Source organism: Paenibacillus sp. FSL K6-3182, assembly GCF_037976325.1.
Taxonomy (GTDB): Bacteria; Bacillota; Bacilli; order Paenibacillales; family Paenibacillaceae; genus Pristimantibacillus.
In genome coordinates this window covers 2,663,292-2,676,326 of sequence record NZ_CP150265.1, presented here as the reverse complement: position 1 = coordinate 2,676,326, position 13,035 = coordinate 2,663,292, and the positions used below count along the sequence as shown (strand labels likewise).

Genomic DNA, 13,035 nt, shown 5'->3' with positions numbered 1-13,035 from the left:
CTATAAATAGGATTGAATTACTTTGTTGATACCATTCGCAATATCTTCCATATCTCTCTCGGATCCAAGAAGAACGTTCTGGTGTAACCAGAGCAATTCAAGTTCGGCGGCTTTTTCTGCTACCGGACAGCTGTTAGTCCTAACTTCTCCAACCAGCTTGTGGATTCGATCGATAATGGCGGAATTCTTGTTAAGTGGGACGTAACCTGCCGTTGCCGGTATACCCTCTGCATTCAACTTGCGGATAAAATCTTCTTTAACAATTCTGTCTGTAATGTCTCTATCCAGCTTGAACATATAAAGATGGTTCGCATGCTTCGTAATCCTGCTATCATACTTCACGGGCTGGATTCCTTCAATTTGTTGCAAGAGTCCATCCAAATTATTTGCGCTGAGCTGGCGAATTTCCATCTGTTCTTCCACTCTGCTCAACTGTGCAAGCGCAAGCGCAGCTTGCACCTCACTGAACCTGAAGTTCCAGCCAATGCGCTCGTGCTGATACCATCTACCGTTGCGAACACGACCACAGTTATGAATTGACCAGACATGATCGGCTAATTCCTCATCGTTGCTCACAATGACTCCGCCCTCACCGCTATTGAGATTTTTACTGGATTGGAGACTGAAGGTACCCAGATCACCTAGAGCTCCTACCCCTTGGTCTTCCCATTTGGCTCCTACTGCCTGCGCGGCATCTTCAATTAAAGCTAGTTTATTTGTCATCGCAATTTGCCGCAAGCGTGTCATGTTGGCTGGAGCACCGGCAATATGCACTGCGATAATCGCCTTGGTAGCTGGAGTGATCGCTGCTTCTATTTTGTCCGGATCGATCAGCATGGACTCATCTACATCCACAAATACTGGAATAGCGCCAATCAATAATGCTGCGGTAGCGGTAGCAATGAACGTATAAGGGGGCATGATAACCTCATCGCCGGCATCTACACCTGCAGCCAGTAAAGCAATGCTAATGGCAATTGTGCCATTGTTGACTGTTACGGCGTATTTCGCATCCTGCAGACAGGCAAATTTTTCCTCAAATAATTTGATTTTATCTGGATCCACACCTCCCCAGTTCCCCGATCTAACGGCCTCCAACATAAGCTTTTCTTCCAAGTCTCCGAATATCGGCCACTTGGGAAATGGGTGCGTTCTTATCGGGCTTCCACCATCTATTGCTAATCTTAACTTCTGCATGCTGTTACTCCTCCTCGTTTTTTGGCTCATCGATAATAGCCATAAGTTGTTTTTTCACTTCCGCTTCAACAGCCTGGTCGAAGGGACAAGGAAGGCCGAAATAAGTGACGGATTCAATCGGCTCATATCCGCCTTCCTGCAGCTGATTAGCGGTTGTAATATATCCGATCATTCCATTGCTATAAGCCAGAGGGACTAGGACCGGGGAGCAGCTTTTCAAGAACAAGCCGTATTCCACGACCATTTCGCCATTCATAGCTATGAATGTTAACCCTTCGGCTATTTCTAGCTTTGTTATTTCAAATCGGAATTGCTTCCTGAGCTTGTCGGGTTGCTCCAAGAAACTTTGAGCCCACTTGCGGACGTCGGCTGAAGCCGATTCATCCACGACTCGCTGCAGCTTATCCTTCGTAGGTATTTCTGCAAAGGGGAGTACTGCAATCGACCGCCTACTAGACAACACATTGGGTTCAAGCCATTCAAGTTCTCCAGATAGGATCGCATCTACATCGTCAGCAAATCTTTGTCCTACGATGGAAATGACATCCTGATTGCTTTCGGCAACATTAGGCTTAACGGGATTAATATCGCCGCAGCAGCCTTGAAGATAAGCGCATACCGTCAAGGAGTCGTAACGGTTCTCCAGCCGTTCCATCGCGTAACCACAAAATTCAGAGGATACCGAATTGCGATCCGTTAACGTTGGATGACAGGCAAAGTGGGTTAGCACCCCCTTCTTCTTCCCTGAGAGAGTAGTAAAGACGTATACCCTTAGCTCAGGATCGGTCACTCCTTCGGGGTTAGGAGACAACACAATTTGGTCCCCATTCTTCTTCCTGCGATTTACGCCGATTTCGGATATGCCTTTTCCCATCTGTATGTTCACAGGCTCGGCATCGCCTACTGCCTGTTCCACACTCTGCATTACCGCTTGTTCCAAAAAAACGAGGTAATTCGGATCAGGCTCTCCTATCCCAATTGTTCGCATTGAAATGGCCGGACCGGAGTGCGTATGGGTGGCATGTAGAATAATGGCGTCCACCTTGATTCCCCACTGCCGCTCAATTCGCATGCGCAGTTGATCAGCCAGTTCTTCCGACCAGAACAGAATATCGGCAGACAAGAGCAGCGACTGTAACTTTGAACCATCCGTAGAGTGTTGTTGGAAATAAAACGTTCGCAAGTACAAGCGGCTATCGATGTTCTCGAAGTTTCGATTGTTCCGGCTGGCAAATCCAGCGAGCGGCAAAGCGAATGGTGGAGTGATATCGACTTTGGCTGTACCGACACTCAATTGAAGTTCCACAGAATCACTCCTTTCGATTTCTATGTTATAATACATTTCATAAAGAATTCGGTCATTTTTTTTATTTACCTGGTCAATAAAAAGAAAACAGTGAAGAAATCGGGGGGTAAATCGACATGGTAATGTTTCCGGAATATGAAGATGTTCTGTCTTTATCTGGAGCAGTGAGTCGCAAGTTTTCGTGCGTAGTTACAACGCATACGCTCCATAAGCATTATGCTTTGCACCACCATGATGTGCTCGAACTATCCCTCGTCGTTAGCGGAACCGGAACCGAATTCATAAACGGGAGTCCGCATAAACTTCAACCAGGAACAGTCACTTTTTTACGCCCCCATGATATGCACGAAATATTTTGCGATGATACTGGAGTAGAAGTGATTTGTTGCATGTTCGATATAAGCCTGCTGTTTGGATCCACAATGGAGGCGGAATTCGGCACGATCATTTTAGGAACGAATGACGGATCCACATCCTATTTAGATCTCGATTCACACCCTTATGCCGAAATGAGAGCCTGCCTTGAAAAAATGCGGCTAGAATACCAAGAAGACAAGCTGGCTAAAAATTCGTATATTCGCAGCAAACTGATCGAAGCCCTGATTATCTATTTCCGCGCTCATCAAAGAAGAAATAATCTCACGCCGCCAAGCTCCAATTACCGCAATAAAAAGTTGATATGGAATGTTATTCAATACGTGAATACCCACTATATTAACGACTTATCCCTTGAAATGCTCTCCAGCCAATTCGATACCAGCGTCTCCGCCATTAGTCTAGCGTTCAAGGAAGTAATGGGAACAACGTTCCTTCAATATTTGCACAGCCTTCGGATTAGGAGAGCTACCGGCCTTCTGCTGAACACAAGCATGTCTATACTGGATGCCTCCTTGGAAGCTGGCTTTCAATCCTTTCGCACCTTCTCCAGGGTCTTTATGAAAATCGAAGGAGTATCACCACGCGAATATCGGCTAAAGCACTTAAGGGAGCCAGTAACCTCCTCCCCTCAATTCGATGCTTCAAAGGATTAAGATTCAATGCACCTCACTATCCGATTTGCAATTCTAACGGCGGAACAAGCTTCTTCCGCCGTTATAGGAAGCGGACTATTCATCTCGATTGCCTGAATAAAGCTTGACAGCTGGAAATAATAGGGGTCTTCAAGCTCTGACTTTTCAGGTATGATCACACCTCGATCCGGTGAATGGTTCTGAACCACCTTATTATCGCTCACAATATCCTCATTGAAGCCGTTTGAACTAAGAACCATCTGTTCTCCCGTTATATCAAACCCGGCATGAAAGTCAGTCGCCCCCCAAACAGCCTCTAAGCTAACCTTAGTACCGTCAGCATAATAGAGCCATGCCAACGCTTGCTCCCCACCTTCGAGAGCTACAATTTTAGCTCTTATTTGCGTAATTTGATCTCCAAGAAGCCAAAGCACGTAATCGATATCATGGATCATAAGGTCAAACACAACACCGCCGCTTTTTCGCTTATCCAGAAACCAGCTGTTCTCCGCTGGCGTTAGACTTGCTCTTATAGTACGCACGGACTTAACCGCTCCAACTTCCCCTGATTGCAGCCGCAGGCGGGCATCCTTATATTCCGGAAAAAATCTAACGACATGGGCGACACACAATTTAACACCTTTTGCCCGGCTTGTCTCTATTAATTCCCAGCAATCCTCCTCGGTAAGTGATAGCGGTTTCTCGCAGATCACATGTTTTCCAGCCCCTAGAGCCAGCTGCACATATTCCTTATGCAAGTAAGTCGGCAAAGTCACGCAGATGATATCGATATCCGGACGTGTGATCATTTCGCTGTAAGATGTATAGATTCTTGCCTGCGAAAACTCTGCTAACGAAGCTGCTTTCGCCCACTCGGGATGGCAGACTGCCGTTACCTGTACTCCCTTCATCCTCATCAAACGATCAACGTATACTCTTCCCATCGCGCCGCACCCAATTAATCCGACGTTCATGCCTACCATCCTCCTCTTATTTCTACTTCATTTTAATGAAATCTATTAAAAAGGATGGTCAAAATTATTACGCAAGCAGACAATTCTGATAATCCAAAAAGGCCTTATTAAAATATAGAAAAAGAGAGCCCCTTGGCATTGTTTATGATTTATGAACGAACGACAGCTAAAACGACAGAACTGCTCTCCGAACAAGCACTCTAGCATTGGCAGCTCCCTCCCGCATAGCATTTTCCTCTCTTGTTCAGCTACGTATACGAGTAAGCTAAGAAATTGCTCCTCCATCACTTTTCCAAAGTCCTGGCATGTTCGAATTTCCAAACCTTCTCTTACATTTAGTTCAAATAGTTGCCGCCATTTCACTAAGGTATATACAGTGATAATGTATTTTTTAGCGAGCCGTTTCGACCATACTCTTTAGAGTACACCTCCCCTTGCACCTTTACGACTCGCCCAGAATTAATCAATTCCTCCCTGAGTTTAAAACTCTTTTCCGTACCGGCAAAATCAATATAAAGAGCAACCTCATTATTATCAACGTAGTTTATGGATAGTCAATATTGCTCTTGCGTATCGTTTTCCTTGTCAACAGACAAATAAAAACCTCCCCGCAGCATCCTGCAGAGAGGTTCCCTCTAATAAAAAATCTTCTCATCCCGCTTATCCTTAAGTATTTCCACCGCTTCACGGAACCGCAGTGAATGCACAATCTCCCGCTCCCGCAAATATTTCAAGCTATCCTGTAGATCCACGTCATCCGTTATATCAATTAGCCACTGATACGTCGCCCTAGCCTTCTCCTCCGCCGCTCTATCCTCGTATAGATCCGCGATCGGATCGCCTTTGGCTTGAATATAGGCGGCCGTAAACGGTACTCCTCCTGCATTCTAATAAAACAAGGCGCTGTCATGAGCTACATAATGAGCACCTAGACCTGCAGCCTTAAGCTGTTCTGGCGTTGCATCTTTTGTCAGCTTGTAAATCATGGTTGCAATAATCTCAGGGTGCGCAAATTCGTTGGTACATTGTATTTAACAGTGATGATTTTCCTATACACAGTAAGGCTTTTCGATTTTGAACACTTTAGGTTTTAGGGCATGTGACTACAAATCATCAATCTAAAACCAAAATCTCATCTCACACTGCAGTAGCAACTTATCTTTTCAAAGCCGTTTGGCTCCTCTGTGTCTCAACCTAATACAATCTACGATCAAAATCAAATGCCTTCCAAGACTGACTTGGCATTATGGTATCCTACTCATTTAGACAATATATAAAAAAGCCACATGTTATGCGACTTCCGTTGTATAGATATTCATATCATCAGACAGAACTAATGTTGCTCTTCAAAATAATGAACTCTGAAATAACTTCTTTTAATGTTATTTTCTTTTTTTGTTTCGATCTATTGGAGTTAGAAAAATCACATCATCTGGGTTTTTCGCAACTCCAAACACTTCTCCTTTAAAACTTACTGTTTCTAAATTCCAAGTCAATAGACTTACCGTAGCTTTGATCAGGGCTATGGTGCCGATTGAAATCAAATCCTCTAAGTCCTCACCCGTATTATCGAATTTTTTGAGGTTGTGGACACAACCCTATGTAAATCATTGCTGCCAAGAGTGGAAAGCTATCCTCTGCAGTTCGATCCACACTAATAGTAAACACCCATTGTATAAATACAATGAGTGTCTGTCTTTCATTACTTAATCGTTTTTAGCTTAGGAGAATTGCTCTCTCATAATGATATCACCGTTGATAAGCTATTTCTCAAAATCCGAACCGAATTAGCCATTCTCCAAAGCAATTGGTCTACGGCCCGCTTGCCAAGAAGCTCTTTATTAACGTTCACGTTAACCAGAAGAGGAAGATTGTCGAACGTATTGTCAAAACCTTTTATCGCGCAGCTTTGGGGGATAGGAAACCCCCGTTTCTCTAACGCTAAGAATGCGAATTGAGTGTGCGAATCGTTCACGCAAACCAGTACCTCTGGCATGCCTTCTCCGGAAATTTCTCCATCTGAAGATTAACACGGTCAGGCCAGCTCCGGGATGCGTACAGCCCACAGAGTAACCTGGTTGAAGGGTTAAAGAAGTGGCTCAGAGCAGATGTCATCAACATCAATAGTTTGTTTTAGCACATAACCGCTGAGATACGGAAGAATGTAGGGACAGTTATGATTAATATTATGAAAGAATCCCATGCGTATTATCGATCGTCTTTGCATCAGAATGTAGAAGTGTCTTTAGTTCAACTTATATTATTCGGATAGGAAGGATTAATAACCGCTTGACCGCGATGCGTCTCGCGATCGCTTTCCACGTTCGGATCCAGCACGCTGCGAATCTGGTCATAGCTGAGTTCTAATGATGGGTTGAACTCCGCAGATGCCGCATATTGCAGCAGGCTATGAAAAAGCTGGCGTACCTCCGGCTTATCTTGGTGACCAATAAGGTCGCTTGCGCATATGAGCAAGCTTCCATTGCCAACCTTAGCTTCAACGATCAAGCCAAGCTTATGATTGCGCTCAAAGTTGTCAATGACCTGCACTAGGGGACGGAACGCTTCCGGCCACTTATCCAGTATAAGCGAATGAGAGTGGGTCAGGATCGGCCACCACTGCCAGTTGCTATGAAACTCGGTTGGAAAGGCCTCGAACATGGGATGCTTCTCATCACATAAGATTCCGAGCGTTCCCGGTGCTGGAGCCGCGTTTTTTCCCTCACAGATGGATCTAAACATAGGATAACACCAAAAGTCCGAAGCAAACGCTCCGCCGATATGGGAGGATAGCTGCTCTTGATGGGGAATGAGCAAAACACGTCCGCCTTCTTCGAGAATGTCGCTTACCTCTTGATTGAATTCTCTACGCAAGTGAAATTCAGCTTGTTGCGGCTTGGCTTCTGCCTGCGCCGACGGATATACCCAGATCGGATAATGATTTATAACGTCGCTGCCCTTCCATTTCAGAGTAAGCTCCAGCTTGGCGGGAGCCTCTGCTGCGGACAGGTCGATCTGCAGCGTACCCACATTTTCCAAAGCCCCTTGTTGAATATTCTTTGCCGCCATCGCTCCAGACTCAATTAGTCGGTCTCCTTGCTTTAGCGACCACTCCAACTGCATAGCTTCAAGCGAGTCAGACCCGTAATTTGCGATTTCCAGCTCGGCGACAAACGTCTCCTCCTGGGTATACGTAAACCTCGGAATCCTTGCCAGCAGAACGATTTCCGAGCAAAACTCGCGCCACTTCTCCGGTTCTATAAAGCCTTTGGATTCCATAAACGCGTCCAATACGCCAACCAATGCCGTTCCTTGGCCCGGAAAGTCCTGCAGATCTAGCAGTTGAAACCCGCCGAAGCCCGGAGTGCGCAAAGCGGCTTCAATCTCTTCGCGGTAGCATATAACCGCGAGCTGTCCGGATGCCCGGAAGAAATGATCGGCTTGATCGAGCATTCCCGCAGCCTGAAGCCTCTCGCGAAACACTTCTAAGTTCCGTGCTTTCAGGACGCCTGTGTATTTCTCTATTTCGCCAAAGTTTGGGAAGGATTGATATTGGCCAATTTCATGGCTTATCGTAGGCACTTGAATGTCCGGAAGATTATCACGATAGTCCGTTAAGGTTGAAGGATAGCTATCCTGCACATGCCCAAGGGGCAAGTCCGCATGGGAGAACGAAGCTCGAACCATCGATTCGCCATGCCCTGTTCGCATGGTAACCCAGAAATCAGAGTCTTCCGAGAAAGCCGGCGACCAGAAATAGTTATTCGCCCCTTCAGCGTATAAGCGCCTGCTATCTTGTTCCCGATATTCCTTCAACAAGCTCGACATGGCGTTGCGACTGCCATGCAATTCGTTGCCTAGCGTAAACAAAGCAAATGATGGGTGATTGCCATAAGCCTTTAATATGCGAAATCCTTCCTCCCGCAAGTAGTCCGATCTCGCCTCATCATAGTCTTCATCCGCTGGATCTTGAAATGCGCCCCAATACGGCAGCTCAGGCTCGAAATAAATACCGAGCAAATCCGCGGCTATAAATCCTGCTTCTGGCGGGCAGCAGGTGTGGAAGCGATAATGATTAATCCCGTAGGACTTGGCGATAGATAGCACCTTGACCCATTCTTCCACCGTCATCGGCGCATAACCGGTTAAAGGAAAAGCCAACGCATCATGTTTTCCTCGCAAAAATACTTTACGACCGTTATTCGTGAACTGTGTGCCTTCCGTACCGAACTTGCGCATGCCGAAGCTTACGGATTGCTCATTCCGATACAATTTCCCGTTAGCGTTCGCCTCCAGACTCACAAGCAAGCGGTATAATACGGGGTTGAACTCATCCCACAGCATGATATCTTCGCCGAGTTCATAGTGCAGTTCAACAGACTGGTTACCCGGTACGGACTGAATCATAGCGATCTTTACTGCTGTTGCAGCATTTGCGTTGCCTTGGATTGTTCCAATCATATCCACTAAAGCGATAGCTAGCTGGGTATCCGCATTGTCCATCGTATCGTTGATCAGCTGAAACCTGAGCTGAACGGACTTATTAGCAACATCGGGGAACGCCTGAATGTTGTCCAATCGGATTAAATCCGCTGCTTGAAGCTCCATTCTGCCGAGCAGTCCGTTCCAGTTCGTCTGCGTATCGGATGATGTCATATGACCGCCTTTTATCGGCAGGCCGCTGTTATCTACCAATATGGTTAACGTATACGTGCCAGGAGTCAAGATCCCAAATTCATAGATATGGGGCGCGCTTACGCTGTTCTGCATGCCTTGCAGTTCATCGCCGATCCAAACCTTCGTTACTCTTGTCCGCTCCACGTACAGCTGGATATGCTTGTTCGCCCATTCCGCCTTGATTTCAATCTCGCGTTGGTACCATGCATAACCGTTTATCGGATAAGCCTCAGTTAGGTGAGCGACTTCTTTGGCCGTGTTATATTCGCCTTTTTGATACTCCGAGGTGGTTCCTGGCAGCTGAATGTGATCCTGCAGCCGCTCGTTATACCATTTTTGATCAATGCCTTGCTTGGTCTCATCCAAGCAAAATCTCCACGTTCCCGCAATTGACTCTATCATCATTTTTTCATAGCCTCCAGCTCTTAGCAAATGCCTTAATGGTAATCCCTATATTCTTGCGGCGTATAGCCCGTCGTCTTCTTGAACAAATAGGCAAAATAAGCTGCGGTCTGAAATCCGACCTGCTCAGATACCTCGTACACCTTGATGCTTGGATTGTTAAGCAGCTCTTTGGCTTTATTCATGCGCGTTTCCTGTAGAAAATCAGATATCGTTTTGCCCATCTCTTTTTTGAACAGCACGCTTAAGTAACTCGCATTCAGATGATGAATTTCAGCAATTTGCTTTACTGTGATATGTTCTTGGAAATGTGCCTCCAAATACTCGGAAACCTTGCCGATCAGATTATGCCTTTGGCTGGCTTCACCTTTCTTTTCGATAACCATATGGCGTTGAACGTATTCAATCACGACTTCACGAATTTGCGCTTCGCTTCTGCAATCGATCAGCTTCTGCCACATCTCCAAATTCATTTCCCCGCCCAGCTCTTTATTCCATGTCTGCTTGCGAGCCAGTTCACTAAGCAATGCCATGCCAAACGCCTGTATATACGTAAACGGCATGGAAGGCTGAGGAAGCAGCATATCAAACACATTATTAACGTAGTCAACGACCTTATGAGCATCGGCAGCATCTTCTGTCAGCTGTATAATCTCGGGTATAATCTCTTCACGCAGACGAAATTGTTGGAATTCCGATTCATCCATCCGATCATAGTGCAGAATTTGCCCGCTCTCCATCAAGCGGAATCTTGCCATCATGAATTTAACTTCCTTATAAAGCGTCGGTACATCCTCCCAAGCGGTGCATACTCTGCTATTGCCAATCGTAACCGTTGAGCCGTATTGCTCCTGCATGACATTTTGGATGAAAGCAAGCTGTTTTTCAATTGACGCACGTTCAAGCGGACTTAAATTAATGTGTAAGGCCACGATTTCATCGGTGACGGTCTTTGCGACATAAACCTGATCAAAATCGCTTAAACCGATATGGACCGTTCTCAAAAATCCGTTGCTGATCACAACCCGCTCTCTTGCGTCCTGCACCGAGGAATGAAAGTGATCATAGCCCAAAACGATTAATCCGATTTCTTGGTTGCTTGCTGGAAGCTCCAGCAGGCTGCCCCATGAATGCAGCATTTGGGCATGAATGCCTGCCTCCCCAATAACATCGGATACGAACCGTTCTCTGACGATATCGAGGCTGCCGGATACTTTCTGCTGCAGCTCCTGCGCTTGATTTTCAATTTGCTTTAACTTGGTTAATGTCTTGCGGAACCCGGTAAGCTTGCTCTCTACCTCTTCCACTTTAATCGGCTTCAACACATACGCTTGCGCCCCAACGTTCATCGCTTCCTGTACAAATTCGAATTCGTTGTAGCCGCTGATCATCAGCACTTGAAGCTGCGCCTGGATCGCTTTAGCCTCTGCAACAAGCTCAATTCCTGTCATAACAGGCATGGATACATCTGATATCAACACATCAATAGAAGTATTCCGCAATAGGTCGAGCGCTTCTTGACCGGACTCTGCGGTGAAAGGCGTATCATAGCCTAGCTCCTGCCACTTGATATAGCGCACTAGCCCCTGAATATGGGTAGGCTCATCATCCACAATCAACGCTTGTAACAACATTACCTCACCTTCCTAATCTGCGGCTTATGAACGCTTGCCGGTATGATAATCGTTGCCGCCGTCCATTCGTTCTCTTTGCTGTCTATGGTAAATTCATGCTTGTTCTCAAAATAGAGCTGGAGCCGCTCGCGAATATTAGCCGTACCGTATCCGTTTCCGTTCCCCGCCTGCTTGCCTAATTTAATCTGTTCCAGCATCTCTCTGGAGATGCCTATTCCGTTATCGAACACCTCGAATCGAATGTTTTCTTGTTCGAGCTGCGCCGAAATTCGGATAACGCCGCCCTTTTTCCCTGTAATGTTGCCATGCAAATAACAATTTTCCACAATAGGCTGTAATAACAGCTTGATCGTGTAAAGCTCCAGCAGCTCTTGCTCGATATGCCACTCGATGGTCACCCTTCCCGGATAACGCATTTCTTGAATGTCCAAATAAGCTCTCACATGATCAAGCTCGCCCTTTATTTGTATGACATTAATTTTATTGTCCAGCGCCAGACGGTAAAAGGCGGTCAAGGCGTCTATGGTGCGCAGCTGTTTTTCGTCTTGAAGCTCCAGCGCACGCCACCTTAGCAAACTTAACGAATTGTATATAAAATGAGGATTGATTTGAGCCTGCAGCGCTTTGAATGATTGCTCGCGTTCCTTGAGCTTCGCTTGCGTAATGTCTTCAACGAGCATACCCAGACGGCCGGACATTGAATTAAACAAAATTTCCAGATCGCCGAGCTCATCTTTAGCCGTATTGCGAATACTGACATCGAATTGTCCTTGACTGACATCGTACATGCGCGTGCCAAGCTTACGAATACGCCATATAACATTTTTCAGCACCGTCATAATTAAAAAAGTAGAGCAAAGCAGAAAAAAGAAAATAACAGCCACGATGCCGTATAAAATCATCTTGGACTGGCGCTCAAGCTGATCCATCTGGATCAACGCGGCCACATGCCAGTTCGAATCAATCGGCCTTACCATAAGCAGATTGCCATCCACCATTACGCCATCAGATAAGCTCGCATCTTCCCAGTGATTGTTCAGCGTTGTCGATTGAAGCTTTAATCCGATTTTTTCTGGATCGGAGGAAACGATGATCGTGCCGTAATCGTCAATAATCGATAATTCACCGGAACCGCTGAACGGCTGATTAAACAGGTTGCCGAAAACCGATTTATAGTCTAGCAGCATATAAATAATGCCCTGCATATTGCCGGCAGGACTCATCACTTTATGGGAGATAACAAGCTTATCCTTGTTTACATTGCTCCATATTAACGAGCTTGAGGCCTCGGCCGTTTGGGTGAACCAATCCGTTTCATTCAAGCCAGGCTGTAACATACGCCCTTCCGGCTTCCAAAGCAATCGTCCATCCTGCACAAGCGTCGGGTTCATGTGATAAATTCGAAAATCGTCGATACCCGGCAAATATTTACTCGTGAATACAAATGAGCGGTCGACATACTCGACTGTGTTCAACTGCTCGAACATATCCGAATAATCGCGGCTTAATCGCGAGATCAACTCCCCGTCCGTTGCCGTCCGAGTGGCAAGCACATCATAGCTCTGCTTGCGGAAGTCAATATTTTGAACGGTTTGGCGCATCGCTTCATTAATGGTAACCAAATAATTCGCTCTGAAGCTTTCAAGCGCAAGATAGCCCGCTCCGATACCTAAAAAGATCGTGGGAATAAAAATAATCGCTCCATAAAGAATTAATATTTTTGTACGAAGATTCATTTTCCGGGTGTACTTGATAACGATTCGTTCAAGGCTGCGGCGAAACTGCATCATATCCCTCCTTTCCGTATTGTAATCGCATTCGCAACAATGGAAAAG

General features: G+C 45.9%; 7 protein-coding genes and 2 pseudogenes. 1 reads left to right on the top strand and 8 read right to left on the bottom strand.

The window, feature by feature from the left end:
• Both MHH56_RS11330 and MHH56_RS11325 read right to left on the bottom strand, forming a co-directional pair.
• Positions 1 to 1,197, bottom strand: coding sequence for a DegT/DnrJ/EryC1/StrS family aminotransferase (locus MHH56_RS11330; protein WP_339208299.1), 1,197 nt, complete (start codon positions 1,195 to 1,197; stop codon positions 1 to 3).
• Positions 1,198 to 1,201: 4 nt separating this feature from the next.
• Positions 1,202 to 2,503: a neutral/alkaline non-lysosomal ceramidase N-terminal domain-containing protein gene (locus tag MHH56_RS11325; protein WP_339208297.1), complete on the bottom strand. Its 1,302-nt coding sequence runs from the start codon at positions 2,501 to 2,503 to the stop codon at positions 1,202 to 1,204.
• A 116-nt stretch (positions 2,504 to 2,619) separates the two neighbouring features.
• Between MHH56_RS11325 and MHH56_RS11320 the strand changes: the two genes are divergently transcribed.
• The gene (locus MHH56_RS11320; protein ID WP_339208296.1) at positions 2,620 to 3,534 is read left to right on the top strand and encodes an AraC family transcriptional regulator; all 915 of its coding nucleotides are present in this window, start codon (positions 2,620 to 2,622) and stop codon (positions 3,532 to 3,534) included.
• Here the strand turns inward: MHH56_RS11320 and MHH56_RS11315 are convergent.
• From MHH56_RS11315 to MHH56_RS11290, 6 genes and pseudogenes are all read right to left on the bottom strand, one after another.
• Positions 3,531 to 4,487: a Gfo/Idh/MocA family oxidoreductase gene (locus MHH56_RS11315; RefSeq protein WP_339208295.1), complete on the bottom strand. Its 957-nt coding sequence runs from the start codon at positions 4,485 to 4,487 to the stop codon at positions 3,531 to 3,533. The genes MHH56_RS11320 and MHH56_RS11315 overlap by 4 nt on opposite strands.
• A 635-nt stretch (positions 4,488 to 5,122) precedes the next feature.
• Positions 5,123 to 5,509 (bottom strand): annotated as a pseudogene (locus MHH56_RS11310) (manganese catalase family protein); the annotation flags it as partial.
• 486 nt (positions 5,510 to 5,995) lie between these two features.
• Positions 5,996 to 6,076 (bottom strand): annotated as a pseudogene (locus MHH56_RS11305) (flagellar biosynthesis protein FliA); the annotation flags it as partial.
• A 661-nt stretch (positions 6,077 to 6,737) separates the two neighbouring features.
• On the bottom strand, positions 6,738 to 9,569 hold the full coding sequence (locus tag MHH56_RS11300; RefSeq protein ID WP_339208294.1) for a sugar-binding domain-containing protein: 2,832 nt from the start codon (positions 9,567 to 9,569) through the stop codon (positions 6,738 to 6,740).
• A gap of 32 nt (positions 9,570 to 9,601) precedes the next feature.
• Positions 9,602 to 11,200, bottom strand: a complete 1,599-nt coding sequence (locus MHH56_RS11295; RefSeq protein WP_339208293.1) for a response regulator — start codon at positions 11,198 to 11,200, stop codon at positions 9,602 to 9,604.
• The gene (locus MHH56_RS11290; RefSeq protein WP_339208292.1) at positions 11,200 to 12,990 is read right to left on the bottom strand and encodes a sensor histidine kinase; all 1,791 of its coding nucleotides are present in this window, start codon (positions 12,988 to 12,990) and stop codon (positions 11,200 to 11,202) included. The genes MHH56_RS11295 and MHH56_RS11290 overlap by 1 nt, the downstream gene beginning before the upstream one ends.
• Positions 12,991 to 13,035: the final 45 nt, after the last annotated feature.

Bases quoted from the DNA above. Each gene is read 5' to 3' on its own strand.
- MHH56_RS11295 (WP_339208293.1), bottom strand. From the start codon at position 11,200: ATGTTGTTACAAGCGTTGATTGTGGATGATGAGCCTACCCATATTCAG.
- MHH56_RS11315 (WP_339208295.1), bottom strand. From the start codon at position 4,487: ATGAACGTCGGATTAATTGGGTGCGGCGCGATGGGAAGAGTATACGTT.
- MHH56_RS11290 (WP_339208292.1), bottom strand. From the start codon at position 12,990: ATGATGCAGTTTCGCCGCAGCCTTGAACGAATCGTTATCAAGTACACC.
- MHH56_RS11330 (WP_339208299.1), bottom strand. From the start codon at position 1,197: ATGCAGAAGTTAAGATTAGCAATAGATGGTGGAAGCCCGATAAGAACG.
- MHH56_RS11300 (WP_339208294.1), bottom strand. From the start codon at position 9,569: ATGATGATAGAGTCAATTGCGGGAACGTGGAGATTTTGCTTGGATGAG.
- MHH56_RS11320 (WP_339208296.1), top strand. From the start codon at position 2,620: ATGGTAATGTTTCCGGAATATGAAGATGTTCTGTCTTTATCTGGAGCA.